The sequence below is a fragment of the Secundilactobacillus collinoides DSM 20515 = JCM 1123 genome (assembly GCF_001435975.1).
GTDB lineage: Bacteria > Bacillota > Bacilli > Lactobacillales > Lactobacillaceae > Secundilactobacillus > Secundilactobacillus collinoides.
The window spans coordinates 55,758-76,517 of sequence record NZ_AYYR01000074.1 but is presented as its reverse complement, the minus strand read 5'-3'; the positions used below and the strand labels follow the sequence as shown (position 1 = coordinate 76,517).

Sequence of the window (20,760 nt, the reverse complement as noted above, 5' to 3'; positions counted from 1 at the left end):
TTCATCCTTTAAATCATATCATAGTGAAGCTTAATTATCGCATGAGAATATCAGCGCACAAAGAGTCCTTTCTCTCGTCAGTCAATAACAAAACAGACTGCTTCCGGGACGGCATCACTTTTACTGCGTGCTTTGAGTTTGCCAGTTTTTTCATCCCGCGAAAATACGACAATATTATTCGACCGGTGGTTCCCGACAATCAAATATCGTTGCGTCTTGTCTAAGCAGAACTCACGTGGAAAGTCCCCACCGCTGCTGATTGTCTGAATCTTTATCAGACTGCCGTCAGCGACATTTCGTTTAAATACCGCAATTGAGTTTTCACCACGGTTTGAAACATAAAGGAATCGGCCATCATTTGAAAAATGCATACCACCGCAACCATTGCTGTTAAGCCAAGAATCCGCAATGGTTGAAATAAGCTGTCGTTGTTGAAAAACGTGTTCAATTGCATCATAGTCCAAAACAGCAACCTGACTTGCTAACTCACCAAGCACATAAGCCTTGTCACCCAGGAAGATTATTTTTTTGGGACCAAAACCTGAGCGCATTTTCAACGTCGTTACTAATTGGGTAAACTGCCCACTTTTATCGACTTCAAACAGCAAGATCTCGTCCGTGCCAAGATCCACAATCGCAAGCAGCCCACCAGGGGTAAACGTTGCATAGTGAACGTGCGGGCCCTGTTGCTGCGGTAAAACACCGTGCCCCTCGTGGTGGAAACTATCCGTTCGCTGTAATCCGCCACCAGACTTAATATGATAGATTGTGGCTGTACCGTCGCGATAGTTACAGGTCACAACCAGCTTACGATCATCATCGACCATGACATATACCGGTGATGGACCAAATAAGAGCTGTTCATCTATCTTGGTGAATGGCTTTGATTGCGTGGTGAACACGCGAAGGCCGCCTTGGTTTTTACCCTGATGAATTGCGTACAGTGTATTTGCTTTGCTCAACGCCAAATATGTCGGTGATCCTGCATCGGCTGCCAATGAAACATGCCCAATTGTTGCCCTGTCAGAATCAAAATCCGCGGAATAGATTCCTTGCGCTTTTTCTCTTGAATAAGTCCCAATTATTAATTTTTCAATCATCTGTCATCCTCCTACTTAAACATCACAACGGCCAGTAACAAATTAATAATGCTTGTCACCCAGCCAAACGGGACACCAGTCCACAGAAATTGTTTAACGTCTAATTTTTCGTGTTCAACGACCCATAAGTTCCATGACTGCGTGATGCAGGTTGAAATTGCAATTGAAACCGTTGGTACCAAAATAATGGCAAACCCGAAGTATTGATTAAAGAAGCCAGTTCCTGCAAGCACAGCAGCCGTTGCGGCGCCCGCGCCAGAAAACATCAGCGGTCCTCTAAACAACGCGAGTGGGGCACAAATTCCGAAAATCAACGCAATGACCAGTGGGCTGTGGGGCACGATACCCGTCAATAACGAACTGAACCGCGCAGTAATTTTAACCGCTGCAGCGCTGAACATCGTAAGAAACAGCAGCATGATGATCAAACCGGAAATATCAGTAATGGCTTTACTGATCGTATCGTTAATAATTTTTAAAGCTGATTGATAACTTTTTAGATGTCCCGTTGTTAAAAGCACTAAGAAAATTGCAAGCATCAAAGCGGGGATAGGTTCCCACTGGAAAACCAAATTCATAAATACGGGAAAAATAGGCAAGATATACGAAATTTTTGGTACTTTGGGCGTATCATCAGCAACCTCTTGAACATCATCATTTTTACGAATGGACTTCGCGTGCAACAGGATAAAAATGATGACAACCACCATTTGGACAGCCATAGCGCTAAACCCAAATTTTAAATATTTGGCACTGTAGATAACCTTTGGGAAAAAGAGCTGCAGTTGTTTGATAATCACAATGTTCACATACATCGGCGCGCCAATTGAAAGCACAAAAGCTGAAACAGCAACGTTTTTCGATAACCCAAGCGATTGTAGAATCGGCAATAGGATAACCCCAATCGCGATGACCGCTCCCACGCCGTAGGAACTCGTAAAAATGAAGGCCGTGACAAGGCAGATTAAAATCGTTGCAAGAACGGGTCTTTTACGACTCACCTTCACGGTTTGTGCACTAATTGCGCTGGCAATCCCTGTATCCACAAGGACCCTGCCAAACCAAGAACCAAACACAATAACCATGATTGTTGATCCATAATCCATCGCGGGTTGCGAAAAAATATCGGTGATTGCCACCTTATATGGAATACCGCCGATTACTGTCCACAGTAATGCCATCGCCAAGAATCCAATCATGACGTTGCCACCACGCATAACAAAGACAATAAAGCCAACAAATGTGATAAGCAGCAAACAGCCAATAATAATGTTAGTCATGAGTTTTCACTCCATCCAGGTAAAGTTTATGTTCTTGGTTAATCGATTACCTGAAAGCGTTTTAATAATAACGCAAATGATTGTGAAATGTCAAACTATTTTTTAAAATAAGCGCTAAAAAATATTTAATTAGTAATATTGTTTCCTATCTATATCAACGATTAAACTACATTTATCGAATTGACATGATACCCTCCTATCGTTATGATGGGACTGTTCTTAAATTTGGTTAATCGTTTACATGAATCGCAAAATAAAGGAGGAATCAACATGTTACAAAACAGAATCGTGTTAAACACTCTCGTGAGTCAATCGGATCATAATGCAGGTGTGGCTCAACCAGAATTAGTGAGCAATCTGCTCAACACCAATGTGACAAATATTGAATTACGTCGTGAATACGGAAATCAAACCTTATCGGAATTACAAAAATTATCCCAGATTCGTGCTGATCATCGCCTGACGTTCTTTTACTCTGTGCCTGACAATTTGTTTATCGACCACAAACTCAACCTGCATTTGCTTCAATACGTTGCTGAAGCACAGTTATTAGGTGCCAGCTATATCAAAATGACGCTTGGAGATTTTGACCATTCTGATGTGCACCTCGTTGATAGCTTGCTATCCCTCATTCCGGAAAGTATTCAACTCAACATTGAAAATGATCAAAGCGCTGCCAATAGCGATACAAAAAAACTGGCCGCATTCTTTGACCAGTTCAATGACCGTTCACGAAAAATTGGCTTCGTCAACGATATAGGCAATTGGATTTTCACTCATCAAGATGCTGAAACATCGGCTCAAGCGCTACTGCCTTATACGCGATTTGTTCACCTGAAGAGTTATCTCCTCGATGATAAACAACAACCTGCCACCGTATCTTTTACCAAAGGTGATTTAAATTGGAAGCGGTTGCTAAATCTTTTCGATACCACGTTGCCGGTTGCACTTGAATATCCTGCCGATTCGCAAGCATTAGTTGCTGATTTGGCTGTTTTAAAACAGTTCTAATTGATTATGGGTTTGGAGGAAAACTATGAGTACAGAAAAAACATTTAGTACCGATTCATTTCGACTTGATGGTAAGACTGCCGTTATTACCGGTGGTGCATCCGGTCTTGGTTACTACTACACTAAAGCAATGTTGGCCTCAGGTGCCAATATTTACATCGTCAGTTACGATCAAAAAGGCTGGGACGATGTTCAGGCACTAGCAGAAAAATCAAAAGGCAGCGCAGCGTTTCTTGAGGTGGACGTCACTAATGAAAAAGCACCGCAACAAATTGTCGACGGTGTGCTGAATGCCTTTGGTCAAATTGATATTCTCGTCAATAATGCGGGCATGCAACGCCGCGAAAAATGGCAGGATTATAAAGATTCAGATTGGCAAGCCGTCATTAATCTGAACTTAAATGCCGTTTACTTCATATCACACGCGGTCGCAAAAGTAATGGCTGCTAACGGCGGCGGCAAGATCATCAACATTGGCTCGATGCAATCATTCAGAGCTGGGAAATTCATTTTCCCTTATACTGCCAGCAAGCACGGGGTGGTAGGACTGACAAAAGCGTACGCCGATGCGTTAGCGCCTGAAAACATTCAAGTTAACGCAATCGCACCAGGCTACATCGACACACCAATGACAAAGGCCTTACAAGAAGACCCGGAAAGGAATACAGAAATTCTGGCTCACATTCCGGCTCAACATTGGGCAGATCCATCTGAATTAATGGGAACAGCTGTCTTTCTCGCAAGCCCCGCTTCAGACTACGTCACTGGGACAATCATCCCTGTTGACGGTGGTTATCTTTTACGCTAGGAGGCGTCATAATGACAAAAAAAGTAATAATTCCAAAAGGCTTGTCCCAAGCTGGCAAGGACTATCTGACCGAACATCACCTGCAAACTATTGAACTCAAGGACACGTCAGCAGCAACGATTCTGTCTAATGCACCGGAAGCGGATGGCATCGTGCTCATGACCGAACCATTTCCAAATGACACAATTGCGCAAATGCCAAATCTCAAAGTCATCGCCCGCCATGGCGTCGGTTACGATAACGTTGATCAAGACTATATGCAACAACACAATATTTGGGTCACGATTACCCCGAACGCTAATGCATCGACAGTGGCTGAAACAACATTAGCAGAAATGCTTGATCTCTCAAAAAATTTAACCGCTATTTCAGATAAAATGCGTACTGGAGATTTTGATTACAAAGGCAGTCACATGGGCTTTGATTTGGCCGGGAAAAAATTAGGCATTATGGGCTATGGTCGAATTGGCCGAATGGTCGCACACAAAGCCAGTGCCCTCGGGATGACGACATTAATCTACGACCCCTTTGTTAAAGAAGCGGATGCGGGCACGCTCGTTGATCGCGATACCCTTTTCAAAGAAGCTGATATCATCACGCTGCACATGGCAGTGACCCCGGAGAATACTGCCGGAATCGGTCAACATGAATTCGAACTGATGAAATCCTCTGCCGTGATTATCAATCTTGGCCGTGGTGCGCTTGTTGATCAGAATGCACTAATTCAAGCCTTAAAAAATAAAACCATACGTGGTGCGGCGTTAGATGTCTTTAACGAGGAACCTTTGCCATTAACCAGCCCGTTCTATACGTTAGACAACGTTCTTCTAACCCCCCACATCGCCTCAAACACAGTCGAATGTATGTCGCGGATGGCTGTTGACTCAGCAAGCGAAGTTGTTCGGGTACTCTCTGGTGAAAAGCCGGAGTGGCCGGTCAACCAGATTTAGATTTGAACCAAATCATGATTTCATAACAATACAATTAAACAGAACACTCGAATCATCATACAGACAAAGCGAATGCACAAGACGATTTGAGGGTAACCCCCCGTGCTGCTCAGATGCCAATACAGATTGTCTTTTAATCTGTTTCCTAGCCTAATCGCCGAGCTCAAGAGTGGGACAACAGGTGATTTTGCTCTCAAAATATAAGCGACCCCCTCTGAAAACCACGAATGGATTTTTAGAGGGGGTCGCTTATATGCCCGAGATCTGCCGTTCAGCCCACATTTAGGTAAGATAAGCAGAACTTATTGAAGTTATAGTTTTAAGCGTGTTATTAATGGTTGGCGATTCGCTATCACTCAAAATTTAGCATTAAAAAAATTTATTGCGCCAGCAAATTTAAATAGTCTGTCCACTGCTTGCGACTGCCATTAAAAACCGACCGCGGAACCTTTTGCGTTTGGCCATTCATCGAAACACTCCCGTCGTCATCGTACTCGATAAAGGAAATGTCAGTGCCCGCATGTGTCAGACTGCCGCTATTGACCCACCGCTGTGTTTGGCTCAAGCTGCTGTCCTTCAACAATCGCCATACGGTCGGCGTACACCAGATAATCACGGATTGATGGTAATGATGACGCAGAAGCGTGATAAATTCCGAGAGCCGTTTTGCTGTCGCTGAAGACTTTAGCGTCCGTTGGTTATATTCGCCATAAAAAGCAACCTGAACGGCAATCGGCAACGTGCCAGTTTTAGATTTAACTTTGCGCTCAAAATTAGCTGCCTGCGCCTTGGGTGACGTTGAAAAACTAAAAACATGGTAGACGCCCAGTTTAACATCTGATCCCACTGCCCGCGTATAGTTTGAACTAAAATCATCATCCGTATAGGTGGCCCCAGAGCTCGCCCGCAAATACGCAAACGAAATCCCGTGTTTTGCCAGTTGTTGAAAATCAACAAACCCGTTGTCCTGGGTTAATGAAATGCCTTGGATCGGGTAACGTTTGAGTTGAGCCTGTTTATACCGCTGCCAGCCCATCCAGGAACCAACGGCAACTAAAATAACCGCAATAACCAGCAGCGTGCGCGTCCAAACATAACGCCGTCGCAACTGACGGTAGGTTGTATTATATATCGGTTCAATGCGTCGTTTTCTCACTTTGTCTCATCCTCGTTAGAAAGTGTTCATGATGTTCATGATTTATTTTAACACAGCGGGCAAAACAAGGTATTTAGGGTCAGCGTTATTACCGAGTGGCTTCTGTTTTTCAGAATAGAACGCTGGCGGTGCGGCATGTTCAATCGATACAACAACGCGGCGGCAGCCATAAGGTCACGCCAATGCAGAAAAGCATGCTGCAATGGAATGGCAAACAAATCAATTTCATCTATTAAAACTTAAAGCTCATTACGGGTCTCATCAATTGCCCGGCGAACCCGTGACATTACAGCTTCAGTCTTGTTGGACAGTTTAATGGCGACCATGGTAAATAAACTATCGATCAGCGCCAACTGAGCAATTAACGTGTACATGCCGTCAGAACGCTTATTGACTTGATCCGCTAATGACAACAGTACGACATCCGCGCGTTGTGCCAACGATGACCGGCCATAACTTGTAATAGCGATAACCGGTACATGGTTATTTTTCAGTTGGTTCAGTACCGTCAGCGTCTGCTGGTTTTCTCCCGAATGTGAGATCATGATGGCACAATCATTGCGGGTCAATTTTGCGGCTTGCATCAACTGGACGTCAAAATCTGGATAATATTCACTATTAATAGAAGTTCTTAGGAACGTGTGGTAGCCGTCAAGAGCCGCCACCGACGATCCGCCAAGGCCGAAAAACGCCAGCTGACCGGCGTGGAGAATGTAATCGACCGCCTGCCTTAATTCATCTTCATGCAGAATCGACTGAGTGGAAATCAGTGCATCGATCATTGCCTGAAAAGTTTTTTTCGCCATTTCGTCCAATGTATCATCAGGATCAATTTTTTTAAACATGGTTCGTTGATTGTTATCAGTGGCAACATTGGCCAATTCCATGCTAAACTCACGGTAGTTGGTGTACCCCACCGTTTTTGCAAACCGAGAAATCGAGGCGGTAGAAACGCCCACCTTTTTGGCGAGCTCACTAATTGTGAGTTCACTGACCATTTGTGGCTGGGCAAAGATGTAATCTGCAATTTTTTGATGTAGTCGACTTAGGTTTGGATAGTAAGATCGAATACTGCTTAATACCGAGCGTGCCAATGTTTTGACCTCCTATGTGTGACAATAAATTTTTCTCTTTGTAAATATTTTACAACAAAAGGGTTGAATTGAGAAAATTTTTTTCATATAATAAGTTTTGTTCGATTTACGACTATCCATTTTTGCAATAATGTCATATAGACAATAACAAGTTCTACGAAGGGAAGTAATTCACCTATGGATTATATGATTGGTCTCGATATGGGGACAACCAGTGTTAAAACGGTACTTTTTGATGACAAAGGAAAAGTCGCTGGCTATTCCAACAATTTGTATCCGCTTTATCAAGACAAACCTGATATGGCCGAAGAAGATCCAGAAGAAATTTTCTCTGCTTTAGTTGACGGTCTGACAACCGTTTTACGGAAAGCTGATTTAAAGCCAGGTGAACTGAAAGGTGTTTCATTTTCAGCCGCAATGCATAGTTTGATTTTATTAGATGAAAACCACAAGCCTTTAACTCGCGCCATTACGTGGGCTGATAACCGGGCGGTAAACTACGCTGATGAACTCCGTAAAAACGGCGTTGGTAAGCAAATTTACGAGAAGACCGGGACCCCTATTCACCCCATGACCCCACTGACGAAGTTAATTTGGCTGCGTAACGAACACAAGGACTTGTTCGACCAAGCCCGTTGGTTCGTTGGGATCAAGGAATACGTGATCTATAAATTATTCGGCGTGTTAAAGGAAGATTATTCCATTGCCAATGCGACCGGGATGTTCAACATCTTCAACATGGACTGGGACGACCAAGCCCTTGAACTTGCTGGCGTAACTCGCGACCAATTGCCAGAACTCGTGGATACCACTGATCAAGTTTCCGGCATGAACGAAGATTACGCACGGGTTATCGGTATCGATCCAAACACCCCATTTGTAATGGGTGCATCTGACGGTCCTTTGGCCAACCTGGGTGTTGACGCGATTGACCCTGGCGTTGTTGCTGTTACCATCGGGACTTCTGGTGCTGTTCGTGTCATTACCGACAAGCCAAAAATCGATCCTAAAGCCCGGGTGTTCTGTTACTACCTGGCTAAGGACAAGTGGGTCGTTGGCGGCCCTGTCAACAATGGTGGGATCGTCTTTCGTTGGGTCCGTGACCAACTGTTCGCACCAGAAAAGATCACTGCGGAACAAATGAAGATTGACAGTTACGACTTGTTGACTGAAATTGCTTCTAAAGTGCCTGCTGGTTCACACGGTTTGATCTTCCACCCATTCCTTGGCGGCGAACGTGCCCCAATCTGGGACGCAAACGCCCGCGGATCATTCTTCGGTTTGACGCGGACGCATACTCGGGCCGACATGGTTCGGGCCGCCCTTGAAGGGATCGTTTACAACCTCTACACTGTCATGATTGCCCTAGAAGAAGTTGTTGGCAAGCCAAAGAGTATCCAAGCAACTGGCGGTTTCGCCCGTTCTGCTCTCTGGCGTCAAATGTTAGCCGACATCTTCGAACAGGATGTTACCATTCCTGAAACCGTTGAAGGAACCGCTTTAGGTGCCGCAACGCTTGGCATGTACAGTCTTGGGCTGATCGATGACCTGAGTGAAGTTAAGAAGTTCATCGGGGTTGCAAAGGTGCACCATCCAAACCCAGATACCTTCGAAGCTTACCGGGCACTTGTCCCAATCTACATTCGTCTGAGCCGTCAGTTACAAACTGAGTACAAGGCAATTGCCGACTTCCAGCGTTCACAGGAAGCCAAAACGCAATCAGACGACACTAAATAATCGGGTTCAACTTGGGATAAGTCGAATTGCATGCAATGACACTTATTTCACATTATAATTTATGTTATTGACGAGCCATCCGTTTGCGGCGGGTGGCTTCTCAAAATAAACAAATGAAAGGGTTTACTTCATTATGGAAATACTTGCTCTTATTATTGGGGTCGCACTCCTGCTGATCTTGATCATCAAATTCAAGATCAACACCTTCGTCTCCCTGATCATCACCTCGGTGGTTACTGCCATCTTGCTTGGTATGAAGCTGACAGAAATTGCCTCGAGTATCGAAACAGGTATCGGTAGTCAACTTGGTGAATTATCACTTGTCTTTGGTTTTGGTGCCATGCTTGGCCGGTTAGTTGCCGATGCCGGTGGTGCACACACCATTGCCACCACCTTGATCAAGAAGTTTGGTCGCAAGCGCCTTCAGTTAGCTATTATGTTAGCGTCATTTATTATTGGTCTTGCACTGTTCTTCGAAGTTGGGATGGTTCTGTTGGTCCCAATCGTCTTCGCCATTGCCGTTGAAGCCGGCGTGCCTGTCCTCTACCTTGGGATTTCAATGGCCGCTGCTTTGTCTGTTACCCACGGGTTCTTACCACCTCACCCGGCACCAGTTGCAATTTCTGCAGCTTTGCATGCCAACGATGGGAAGGTTCTCCTGTTCGGTATCATTGTTGCGATTCCAGCAGCTTACATTGCTGGTCCCCTGTTCACTAAATTAGCCCAAAAGTTTGCGCCTGATGCTTTCAAAGCAAAGGGTAACCTAAGCTCAATTGGTGAAATGAAAACACCTGAACCAGGCGAAGAACCTAGTTTCGGCATCTCTGTTTTAACGTCACTGTTCCCCGTTATCTTGATGGCCATCACGACCATCTACAAGATGACGGTTGACGGCGGGGCGACCCCAAAGAACCCAACATTCCTTGATAGCTTAATTGCCTTCATTGGTGACCCTGCTATCGCAATGCTGCTCTCATTGCTCTTTGCAATGTGGTCAATGGGTTGGCACCGTAATCGTGCAACTAAGGACATCATGGCAACACTGGAAAGTGCTGTTAAGTCCATCGCTATGCTGCTGTTAGTTATCGGTGGTGGTGGCGGTTTCAAACAAGTTCTGATCGATGGTGGTATCGGTACTGAAGTTGCCAAGATGTTTGCCAACTCCAGCATCTCACCTCTGATCTTGGGCTGGTTGGTTGCTGTTATCCTGCGTGTTGCTTTGGGTTCAGCTACCGTTGCTTCCTTAACTGCCGCTGGGATCGTTGCCCCATTGATGACCCAAGCCGGTGTTGATCCCGCTCTGATGGTGCTTGCCATTGGTGCCGGTTCACTTGCCGCATCACACGTTAACGATGCTGGTTTCTGGATGTTCAGAGAATACTTCGATTTGACTGTTAAGCAAACACTTTCTATCTGGACGGTGCTTGAAACGATCATCTCCATTGTGGGTATCATTATCGTTCTGATATTGAACGTCTTGTTCCACTAAAATAAACAATCTTCACAAAGCTGAGCAGATAATCTGCTCAGCTTTTTTTGTGCTAAAAGTCGCCCCTAGCTGCATCATGATCGTTGGCGGCACGTTTCATACGTTGAACCAAGAGCGGTGTAATGAATCGTTCAAAAGTTGTTGGTGATGAACTCAAGGACAGATCGAACCAAAGTTTCACTTGGAAGCCTGACCAGTACTAATAAAATCGGCTTATGGGCCGTTGTAAGCCCGTTAACTAGTCTGAGCGTGACTTAGTTACCATCGTCATCTACCACGCTTTAAAAGCGCGAAATAAGCCAATAAAACAACCATTCTGATCACCTGTTTAACAACAGATAACCAAAATGGTTGTTTTAACTTCATTTAATTTAGAGACGGAATCGGCAAGTCAGGGAATAATTGTCGCAGATAGTCTGTAGCACCTTCATCAGGAATCTTGTTTGCCTCAACGACCTGCGTCAGGCCATCATAAGTCAGCATCAACAAGGCTTCACCCTGTTCATCGTGAACCACAAAATAGCGAATGCCAAGTTGAATCGCTCTGAACACCAACTCTTGAGCAGGTATCGGCAGGCGGTACATGACTGGAATCAGCTCAGTAGCACCGATTCGATCAGCCTTCCATTTAGCCGCCTGTTGTTTCCCAAACGTCATCAGGCTGCCATCAACGAGCCGGTCCACCAATTTAGCAGCCGGGGTCAATTCCGGATGCGTCATAAACTCCGCAAAGTCGTCAACGGCCGTTATTTGCTCGCTGTGCGCGTTTAAACCTGCAGCCAGCTCATCTAACTGCTTAAAGATTGCCTGGCCTTCAGCCTGCTTGAAAGTTGGTTGTTTCGGGTCTTCTAACGCAACCTGGTCATTATCGCGGCCCGCTTGCGCTAATTTTTCCCCAATGTCGGTTAATTCCACCGGGGTGACTAGCAAATAGATCCAAAACAGTTTCAGAAAATACAGGGCGTGCCGACTGACGCCATTTGGAGTAAATGGTGTGAGGTCAAAATTTCGAAATTCCAAATATCGAATGCCTTTTGCCGAGTAGTCAGCCAGCTTCTCTTGACCGCGCAACCGAACCGGACCGTAAAATTCAGATGCAGCGTACAAATGACCATCTTCCACCGCTTTTTCGATGGTGCTGATAAAGTGGCTCAACGACTTGTAAACACCCATATCCATGTGGTCAGCAGGCAGGTTCGCATACCCGTACTTGCTGCTGCGGATGCTCCGGACGGGGTGCGATAGATCAACATCGACCGGATAATTATCAAAAAAGCCAGCTTCAGCAACCGGTGATGCACCAAACAAATACGTTAACAACCAGCGGTTCAACACTAAATTCTGGGTAATGCGAAAGTACAAGGCGTTCTTAAAATCTTTGACCGTAGCAAATTCATCTTCATAGTAAGGAAATAGCCGGTTTACAACGGGATCTGGAAGGCTGAAGTTAAGGTGAATACCCGTAATAATTTTCGGCGCAACATCGTACTTCTTAGTCAAATAATCGCGGTAGACAGCATAATTGGGCCGTTCAAAATGGCTGCGAATATACTGACGGTCACTTTCATCAATGGCCGGCGGCATACTCAACGGCCAGATGCGATCATCACCCTTTAACGACCGATAAAAGACTGTCTGCAGGGCATCCAACTGATCTAACACCCCACCAATATTGGGATTAGGATCAGTAATCAGTTCAGCCTGAGCCTCACCAAAATCGGTCTGTAAGTACGGGTGAAACTGACGTGAGCCAAGTTCTGCAGGGTGCTCCTGCCGACTCAAACGGCCGTTTTTATCAATTCGATTCTCTTCGATTTCAATACCGACAAGGCTATGATAAAGCTGTTCAGCCAAGTCCTCTTTTTGAATGGTGGCTAACAAGTTTTCTAACATGTAAGTGCCGCCTCCTGCATTCTAATTTATATAACCTATTCCGAAAATCGACGCCGCGTAACAGTCACGCGCGTTGCCGTTTCAATCCCATTGCCTCATCTGATGAAAATCTGGTGAGACGTTTAATTAATGGTTCGATTATAGTTTAAATCACGACTGGGTACAAGCGTCCGAAACCCAAATTTAAGCAAAGAAAAAAGACCATCAGAATCGCCCATTATTAGGAAGTTCCGATGATCTTTAATGTATCTCATAAACCGTTTTACGGTTGGTTAAAATAAGTTATTTGTTGTTAATATAAGCGTTCTTTAGTCCCTTGATATCAGTGGAAGTAATGGCTGAACTGCGGTTAGCGTAATACATCACGCTCTTCTTCGTGTCAGCATGTTCCAAGCCAAGCGCGTGGCCGATTTCATGTTCAGCAACGTGTTCGCGATCAAGTTGCGAGTAGCCCATCTTATTGGCAATGTTCTTGTATACATAGGATTTAGCACTGGCCATCACATTTAAACTTCCCATCTTCTGGGTAGTGTGATAGGACGTATAAGTGAGGCCGACAATATCACCTGATGTTTTTTTCGTGTTGCTGTTTGCTGAAGCTAAGGAAATATCAGCGGTTTTTCCAGATTGAACCGGCACCATTTTGATGACCTTAGTTGCGTTCCAGTGTTTTACAGCACTGTTCCAAACTTGTTTGTAATAAGTTGATTTATCATTAATTTTGTAAGTAATCGTCTTGCTGGCCCAACGATAACTTGCTGGTGTCGTAGCACTAGTACCCGTTTTAAAGGCGTAAGACATGTGTGCAACGGTCGCTGTGGCAGCGCTCGTTGAATGGCTAAGAGCACGTGTTGCATCGGCTTGTGTTTTAATCGTATCTGTATTGTGAGCAGTTGTCGATTCTGGCTTTGCGACAGCGACAACAGCGATAAATAATGCAGCGACAGCAACAGCTGTGGTGGTAAAACGTTTGATAGTCATAGTGGTTTAATAAACTCCCTTAAAATTCGTTTCCATGAAATTACGGTCAATTTGCGCTTTTTCATAGACTCCGAACTTTACGGTGTTCATCAAGTCCCTAAACTTGACTCCGAGTCTTGCCATCCTATCCACATCGTTAAGTACAGATTATCAGTCCCAACCTGATAACCAAAATTTAATCAGTCGTCCGGTCCCCCGATCGACACAACCTTTCAAATTTTGACTTAAGTTTCGTGGTGAATTGATGTAAATTTAAACAACATTTAATCAACGTTATGTATGTTAGCCGGTATTGTTTTGAAAAGCAACCCCCTCCTTTCACGTGTCTTATTATTGTAACAAATTCATGAAAAGACTTGTGAATTTTCAGCAAGTTCTAAAAACACACCCATCAAGGTTGTAAACCAAGGTTGTAAACGACTGCAGTTTTTGTGAAATACCAACATTGTTAACCATTTTAAGTACAAGTTTTAAAATGTTACAGTTATATTACAAATCAAAACAGCTTATTAATATTGACACATTCATTAAAGTGTTTTATCAATTATCAGATGATATCCGTCATTGTAGTGACATCTGTTTGGCTAACGGACAGCAAAATAAAAAAGCGTCCTTCTTCACTAAAAATGAAAAAGAATGCTTTTTGATTAGTTATCATTAATCGATTGTTTTTTCAAGAACCGTGACAGACTCAACATGCGGTGTTTGCGGGAATTGATCCACGGGCTGAATGGGATCAGAAACCGTGTAACCTGCATCAGCGAACCGTTCAATATCCCGGACCAACGTGGCTGGGTTGCAGCTGACGTAGACGATCCGTTCCGGTGCCATTTGACTGGCACTGTCGATCAAAGTTGCATCCAAACCCTTACGTGGCGGATCAACGACGATAACATCCGGCTTCAAACCCTCTTTTTGCCACTTAGCCATTTGGTACTCGGCCTTGTTGGTCTCAAAGTGAGTGTTGTCTAGTTTGTTCAATGCGGCGTTCTTTTTAGCATCTTCAACGGCTGTTGCAACCACTTCGACACCGTAGACTTCCTTGGCATGACGTGCCATAGCGAGTGAAATAGTTCCGATACCACAATAGGCATCGATAACCGTTTTTTCGCCGGTCAACTGCGCTTTTTCAATGGCAAGATCGTACAATTTTTCGGTCTGTTGCGGGTTGACCTGATAGAAGGATTGGGCGGAAATTTCAAATTTATTGCCCAAAAGTTTATCCGTGATTGCTGGTTTTCCGGACAAGACCTTTGTCTTCGGACCCATGATCACGTTGGTAGGCCGGTTGTTGATGTTTTGGACAACACTGACAACCGTTGGAATAGCTTCCCGAATGGCTTCAGCAATTGCCGGGCTGTTTGGCAGCTTGGTTGAATTAGTGACCAAGCAAACCATCATTTCATCGTTGTAGAAGCCTTGGCGAACCATAATGTTACGAATCAACCCACGGTGGGTCTTTTCATCGTATGGCATAATGCCGTTATCCCGCAAAATGTCACGGACGATGACGATCGCCTTGTCGATCCGAGGATCCTGAATGTAATAGTCTTCCAGAGGCACAAGCGTGTGCGAGTGCTGACGGAAGAAGCCGGTTTCCAGCTTGCCGTTGACTAAGCGGGCGGGAATGGTGGCCTTGTTACGGTAATGGTAAGGTTTATCCATGCCGATGGTCGGCAGCACCTCGATATCCAGCTTGCCTTTTTGAAGCAGGTTTTCGATCTGGTGCTGCTTAAAACGCAATTGCGCATCGTATGTCATGTGCTGCAGAGGTGCAATTCCGGCTTGAGCTAATCGGCGATCCTTATCGCTGGTGTCCACCCGGTCTGGTGAAGTGGTCAGATGTTCAAGAACGCGGCCATAGCCAAAGTTCTTGCCAACTTTTGTGACCACAAATTTGACTTCTTCACCGGGAAGCGCGTTGTCAACGAACAAGGAATAGTTGTCCACTTTGACCACGCCAAGTCCCTCGTAGGTCAAATCGACGACGGTTGCGGTGTATTTTTCATTTTTTTCTACTGGTGCTTTAATTTTCATGTATTTCTCCATAACTAACTAAAAGGATTTTGCCGACTTACGTATCATACAGCAAAATCCCTCAAATTCAAACTATGATTGCTCAGAATCGTCATCTGGGACATCAGCCTGCTCGTCTTCTGGCAAACCGCCGACTCCCTCAACGAACTTCCGCTCAGCTTCAATGTATTCGGGACTCTCCGTTTCCACGGCGTCATCTGGGATATCATCGAGGTTGGCAAAAAATTCGATGTGTTGTTTTAAATCAGTAAACGTCATTGGCGCATCGCCACCGTATTCCCCATCAAGATTGATCATGATTTGAGAATTATTCAGTGGTTTCACGTGGACCTTGCTGACCTTGCGATAAATGATCTTCGGGTCGTTAATGTGCTTCCCGCCGCTCAATACCATGGTGATCAGCCGCATAATTTCGACCAGGTTACTCGTCTTCACGATGATCATGGTAAACTTGCCATCGTTCAAAGAAGCATCCGGCACAAGTTGTTCGAATCCGCCGACTGAATTGGTTAGTGCCAGGAAAAACATTGAAGCCTTGCCCTTATACTCTTCACCATCGTATTTCAAATCCATATCAAATGGCTTGATTCGCGGCAGCAGCTCTGCCCCCTTGACTAAGTATGCCAAGTAGCCGAACAGAGATTTTAATTCTGACGGCACATCGTAGGTCAGTTCAGTCAATCGGCCGCCACCCGCAATGTTTACAAAATAGTTATCAGCGGCTAGGCCAATATCCATTTTGATCGTCTGCTGTTTTAAGATCACTTTGGCCGCCGCCAGGGGATCTTCTCGAGGAATATGCAACGCACGCGCGTAGTCGTTTGTCGTCCCCGCAGGAATAATCGCCATCTTTGGCCGTTTTTTCAGCCCGGCGATGCCGTTGACCACTTCGTTGATGGTCCCGTCGCCGCCAGCAGCCACAATGAGTTCAAACCCATCGCGCGCCGCCCGGTTTGCTTCGTCTCGCGCCGAATTGGGTGCGGGAGTTGTCGCAAAGGCACTGGTTTCGTAACCAGCTTGTTCAAATACATCTAAGATATCGATCAAATCCTTCTTCAAGGCTTCACGGCCTGAAGACGGGTTATAGATCACACGCGCCCGTTTACGCATTTTGGTTCCTCCGTCGTTCTTGAATCAGTTGTCTAAAGACTAAATGCCCAGTGACGCTTGGCCCCTGGGCATTTGATCGTCATGTATTTTGGGTTTTAAAAGTCAGTCGAATTTTGCTTTGTTGCACCAGCCAGTCATCTAGGCTAAACTGGGGCGTTTTTCTTGGCACCACAGCTGAAACGTGCTCCGCGAGGCAAGGGGCTACTGCGTAAGTCACTCTGGGCACAAAATCCAAAATCGGGATTTTCTGCCCAGAGTGACTTACGCTCCGCCCCTTAAACGCCTCGCTCCGCACTCTACTTCTTTAACGAAGCAATCAAAAGCTTATTAACCACTTGTGGGTTCGCCTTACCATGTGTCTGTTTCATGATTTGACCAACCAAGAAACCAACGGCACGGTCCTTCCCATTGTTGAAGTCTTCAATGGATTGCTGGTTGTTGGCCAAGACCTCATCGATAATTGGCTGTAATTTGGCTGGGTCAGATAATTGAACCAGGCCCTTTTCTTCAACAAAGGCCTTTGGTTCCTTACCCTGAGTAATCGCCTTGAAGACTTTCTTAGCCATCTTCGAAGAAATGGTGCCGTCGTTGATCAAGTTGATCATGCCGGCCAGGTTTTCAGGGGTTAGATCCGTATCCTGCAAATCTGCGTGCTGCTCGTTCAGGTAAGCGTTAACGTCCCCTTGCAGGTAGTTAGCGGTCATCTTTGCGTCAGCACCCAATTTAACGGTTGCGTCAAAGAAATCTGACATTTCCTTAGTTTGAGTAATGACCATAGCATCGTAGTCAGTCAAGCCCAAATCGTTGATGTAACGTTCGCGACGTTTCCCAGGCATTTCTGGCATTTCGACTTGGATCTCGTTGATCCAGTCGTCAGAAATATCCAGGGTTGGCAAGTCTGGTTCTGGGAAGTAACGGTAATCGTCTGAGCCTTCCTTGACCCGCATCAAAATAGTTTGGCCCGAGTTTTCATCGAAACGACGGGTCTCTTGTTGAATCTCGCCGCCGGACATCAAAACGCGTTGTTGACGTTGCTCTTCAAATGCCAAGCCCTTCCGGACATAGTTGAAGGAGTTCAAGTTTTTCAATTCAGTCTTGGTCCCAAACTTATCTGAGCCAGCAGGCCGAATCGAGATGTTGACGTCGACACGCATTGACCCTTCTTCCATCTTCACGTCAGAGATTCCAGTAAACTGGATGCGTTGACGCAATGCTTCCAAGTACGCGTATGCTTCGTCAGGTGACGCAATTTCAGGCTTTGAAACGATTTCGATCAATGGTGTGCCTTGCCGGTTTAAATCGACATAGGAATAATCCCGTTCATGGGTGTTTTTCCCGGCATCTTCTTCGATATGCATTTCAGCGATACCGATTTTCTTTTTGGTACCATCAACATCGACTTCGATCCAGCCATCGTGGCCAATTGGCGTATCAGACTGCGTGATTTGGTATGCTTTAGGGTTGTCTGGGTAGAAGTAGTTCTTCCGGTCAAAGTGCGGGTGCTTTTCAACTTCGGCATGGAGTGCTAAGGCCGCCATGATGCCGTACTTGACAACGCCTTTGTTGGTGGTTGGCAAAACGCCAGGATAGCCCCAGTCAATGACGTTGGTATTACTGTTTGGGTCGTCCCCAAATTCAACGGGGGAAGGACTGAAAATCTTAGAATTTGTCTTCAACTCAACATGGACTTCAAGCCCAATCGTTGTTTCAAAGTTCATTAGTTTTTACCCCCTGCGTTTGGTGTTTGTTTGTGAAAATCGGTTGCCTGTTCGAAGGTGTAAGCTGCCTTGTACAAGGTAGTTTCATCGAAAGGACGGCCAATCAGTTGCATGCCGATTGGCAGGCCGTTTGAGAAACCGGCTGGAATGGACATGCCTGGTAAACCAGCTAAGTTCACTGGAATGGTTAAAATATCGTTCATGTACATGGTCATTGGATCATCCACGTCTTCACCGATCTTGTAAGCAGGTGTCGGCGCAACGGGACCCATAATGAAGTCGTAGTCCTTCAAGACCTTTTGGAAATCGTTAATGATCAGCGTCCGGACTTGAGCAGCCTTCTTGAAGTATGCATCGTAAAAACCAGCAGACAATGAGAACGTCCCCAGCATGATTCGACGTTTAACTTCGTCACCAAAGCCTTCAGAACGTGATTTCACGTAAACATCTTCAAGACTCTTGGTATCGTCAGCACGATAACCGTAACGAATACCATCAAACCGTTGTAAGTTTGAAGAAGCTTCAGAAGATGAAATGATATAGTAGGCTGCAACCCCGTACTTGTTATGCGGCAACGAAACTTCATCCACGGTCGCACCCAGTTCACGGTACTTGTCAGCAGCTGCTAGAATGGCGTCCTGAACGTCCTTATCGACCCCTTCACCCAAGAATTCTTTAGGCAGGCCGATCTTCATGCCCTTCACGTTGGTGTCAGCATTTAAGCCGGCAGCAAAATCAGGCACTTCATTAGTTGAGGTGGTCAAATCATGGTCATCATGACCCGCAATGGCTGAAAGAATCAGCGCGTTGTCCTTAACAGTCCGCGTAATCGGTCCAATTTCATCCAAGCTTGAGCCAAAGGCGATCAAACCCCAACGAGAAACCCGGCCATAGGTTGGCTTCATGCCGACCACACCGTTAAATGAAGCGGGTTGCCGAATTGACCCACCGGTATCAGAACCGAGTGCAGCAACCACTTGGCCGGAAGCCACAGCAGCTGCGGAACCGCCTGAAGACCCACCGGGAACACGGGTGTAATCCCAAGCGTTTTTAGTCGTTTTAAAAGCAGAGTTTTCGGTTGATCCGCCCATGGCGAATTCATCCATGTTGGTCTTACCAACGTTGATCATACCGCTTTCGTTGACCTTTTTAGTTGCCGTTGCGTCATAGATTGGCTTGAAGTTTTCAAGCATCTTTGAAGCAGCCGTCGTGGTCAGACACTTGGTAACAATGTTGTCCTTGATGGCAACGGGGATCCCAGCCAAGATGTTATCAGCATCGATGCCCTTTTCATCAAGTTCAGCAGCCTTTTTCAGGGCTGCATCTTTATTTAAGTTTAAGAAGGCTGCCACGTCTGCATCAGTTGTATCGATGTTGTCAAAGGTCGCCTTGGTTAAGTCAGTCGCACTGATCTTCTTGTTAACGAGGTCTTCGTGAAGGGAAGTCAGATCTTTATCAAAATAATTCATTACTAATCTTCGTCCTCACTTTCGTCAATAATAACGGGTACTTTAATATAGCCGTCTTCGGCTTCTGGCGCGTTTGCCAGCAAGGCATCACGCTGACCCCAGTTATCAGCAACGTCTTCTCTCATGACGTTGATTTGGTCGCTGACACTAGACGTAGGCTTGATCCCGTCTGTATCAACTTCGCTTAACGTTTCAAATAATCCAATAATGTCGTCTAACTGCGTCGTAAAGTACTTCAATTGGTTATCATCTAAAGATAACTTGGCCAATGAAGCAACGTGTTGGACTTGGTCTTGGTCAATTCGACTTGTCATCGATTCTCCTTCTTTCAAAAAGAATTTCTTTTATTCACGATAAGGGTAAATTAACGCTACACTAAAATATTTTAACACATTAAACTGTAGATTCTTGACTTATTTTCAGTTTATAAGGAAGTTTAGAAAATTCATGTTGCATGGGGATGTCAGGTTGGCCGCATATTTGCCCTTCTACCATGGGTATGCCTGGAATCGCCTAAAAATCTTGAGGCCAGAACCGTTGCTTTATAATGCTGTCGAGTGTGTGCAGCCTTAATTAAACGCCTCGGCTTGTCATCTTTTAGTGGGTCAATGCATCAGGAGGGTCGTGAGGTGCGCGCTGGCATGGATTTGATTCCGTCATGTCTGATGCTGACTTGGTCAAATTAAAAAGAGGATGCTGAATCGTATCCTCTTTTTTAGTGCTTATTTTGTTGGTTAGAGCTAGTGGTCAACGTGCTTAGGCGTTGATTGTCCCCACCAGAAAGCGCCGACGCGTTTCACTAGTTGCCTCATTGCTGAAACGAGTTTCGCAAGGCAAGGGGCTACTGCCTAACGGACTCTGAGCCAAAAAGTCAGAACCGGACTTTTGTGGGTACAGTCGTTTTTGTAGTCATTGCGACGTGTTTTT

At 45.3% G+C, this 20,760-nt stretch carries 16 protein-coding genes; 5 read left to right on the top strand and 11 right to left on the bottom strand.

Translation table 11 applies throughout. The features are described from left to right. Positions 1–77: 77 nt before the first annotated feature. Both FC82_RS12065 and FC82_RS12060 read right to left on the bottom strand, forming a co-directional pair. On the bottom strand, positions 78–1,100 hold the full coding sequence (locus FC82_RS12065; protein WP_056997135.1) for a lactonase family protein: 1,023 nt from the start codon (positions 1,098–1,100) through the stop codon (positions 78–80). A gap of 11 nt (positions 1,101–1,111) precedes the next feature. Continuing rightward, a complete protein-coding gene (locus FC82_RS12060) occupies positions 1,112–2,380 on the bottom strand; it encodes a hypothetical protein (RefSeq protein ID WP_056997134.1) in 1,269 nt (422 codons plus the stop codon). Between the two features lie 225 nt (positions 2,381–2,605). Between FC82_RS12060 and FC82_RS12055 the strand changes: the two genes are divergently transcribed. Genes FC82_RS12055 through FC82_RS12045 form a run of 3 tightly spaced genes read left to right on the top strand, consistent with a single transcriptional unit; the run spans position 2,606 to position 5,149 of the window. After that, positions 2,606–3,391, top strand: a complete 786-nt coding sequence (locus FC82_RS12055; RefSeq protein WP_235809232.1) for a sugar phosphate isomerase/epimerase — start codon at positions 2,606–2,608, stop codon at positions 3,389–3,391. Positions 3,392–3,416: 25 nt separating this feature from the next. Next, positions 3,417–4,199: a glucose 1-dehydrogenase gene (locus FC82_RS12050; RefSeq protein WP_056997133.1), complete on the top strand. Its 783-nt coding sequence runs from the start codon at positions 3,417–3,419 to the stop codon at positions 4,197–4,199. A gap of 11 nt (positions 4,200–4,210) precedes the next feature. After that, on the top strand, positions 4,211–5,149 hold the full coding sequence (locus tag FC82_RS12045) for a phosphoglycerate dehydrogenase (RefSeq protein WP_056997132.1): 939 nt from the start codon (positions 4,211–4,213) through the stop codon (positions 5,147–5,149). 379 nt (positions 5,150–5,528) lie between these two features. Here FC82_RS12045 and FC82_RS12040 read toward each other — a convergent pair whose 3' ends face one another. Further along, positions 5,529–6,305, bottom strand: a complete 777-nt coding sequence (locus FC82_RS12040) for a GH25 family lysozyme (RefSeq protein WP_054760010.1) — start codon at positions 6,303–6,305, stop codon at positions 5,529–5,531. Between the two features lie 239 nt (positions 6,306–6,544). Continuing rightward, entirely contained in the window at positions 6,545–7,399 is an 855-nt protein-coding gene (locus FC82_RS12035; protein ID WP_056997131.1) for a MurR/RpiR family transcriptional regulator, read from the bottom strand. Positions 7,400–7,576: 177 nt separating this feature from the next. On the opposite strand from FC82_RS12035, the gene gntK reads away from it, so the two are divergent. Together gntK and FC82_RS12025 are read left to right on the top strand one after the other, a co-directional pair. Beyond that, positions 7,577–9,136 carry a gluconokinase gene (gene gntK, locus FC82_RS12030; protein WP_054760008.1) on the top strand — a complete coding sequence of 520 codons (1,560 nt, stop codon included), beginning with the start codon at positions 7,577–7,579 and terminating at the stop codon, positions 9,134–9,136. A gap of 133 nt (positions 9,137–9,269) precedes the next feature. Then, positions 9,270–10,625: a gluconate:H+ symporter gene (locus FC82_RS12025; RefSeq protein ID WP_054760006.1), complete on the top strand. Its 1,356-nt coding sequence runs from the start codon at positions 9,270–9,272 to the stop codon at positions 10,623–10,625. Between the two features lie 366 nt (positions 10,626–10,991). On the opposite strand, the gene FC82_RS12020 is transcribed toward FC82_RS12025, so the two are convergent. From FC82_RS12020 to gatC, 7 genes are all read right to left on the bottom strand, one after another. Then, positions 10,992–12,518: a gamma-glutamylcysteine synthetase gene (locus FC82_RS12020; RefSeq protein ID WP_054760004.1), complete on the bottom strand. Its 1,527-nt coding sequence runs from the start codon at positions 12,516–12,518 to the stop codon at positions 10,992–10,994. 282 nt (positions 12,519–12,800) lie between these two features. Next, a complete protein-coding gene (locus FC82_RS12015) occupies positions 12,801–13,499 on the bottom strand; it encodes a matrixin family metalloprotease (RefSeq protein ID WP_054760002.1) in 699 nt (232 codons plus the stop codon). A 657-nt stretch (positions 13,500–14,156) separates the two neighbouring features. Next, a complete protein-coding gene (rlmD, locus tag FC82_RS12010; protein WP_054760000.1) occupies positions 14,157–15,536 on the bottom strand; it encodes a 23S rRNA (uracil(1939)-C(5))-methyltransferase RlmD in 1,380 nt (459 codons plus the stop codon). Positions 15,537–15,608: 72 nt separating this feature from the next. Continuing rightward, positions 15,609–16,646: a diacylglycerol kinase gene (locus tag FC82_RS12005; RefSeq protein WP_056997130.1), complete on the bottom strand. Its 1,038-nt coding sequence runs from the start codon at positions 16,644–16,646 to the stop codon at positions 15,609–15,611. 296 nt (positions 16,647–16,942) lie between these two features. Further along, on the bottom strand, positions 16,943–18,364 hold the full coding sequence (gene gatB / locus FC82_RS12000; protein ID WP_056997129.1) for an Asp-tRNA(Asn)/Glu-tRNA(Gln) amidotransferase subunit GatB: 1,422 nt from the start codon (positions 18,362–18,364) through the stop codon (positions 16,943–16,945). Further along, the gene (gene gatA, locus FC82_RS11995) at positions 18,364–19,833 is read right to left on the bottom strand and encodes an Asp-tRNA(Asn)/Glu-tRNA(Gln) amidotransferase subunit GatA (RefSeq protein WP_056997128.1); all 1,470 of its coding nucleotides are present in this window, start codon (positions 19,831–19,833) and stop codon (positions 18,364–18,366) included. Before gatA ends, gatB begins: the two co-directional genes overlap by 1 nt. Positions 19,834–19,835: 2 nt before the next feature. Next, positions 19,836–20,147, bottom strand: coding sequence for an Asp-tRNA(Asn)/Glu-tRNA(Gln) amidotransferase subunit GatC (gene gatC, locus FC82_RS11990; RefSeq protein WP_054759997.1), 312 nt, complete (start codon positions 20,145–20,147; stop codon positions 19,836–19,838). Between the last annotated feature and the right edge of the window lie 613 nt (positions 20,148–20,760).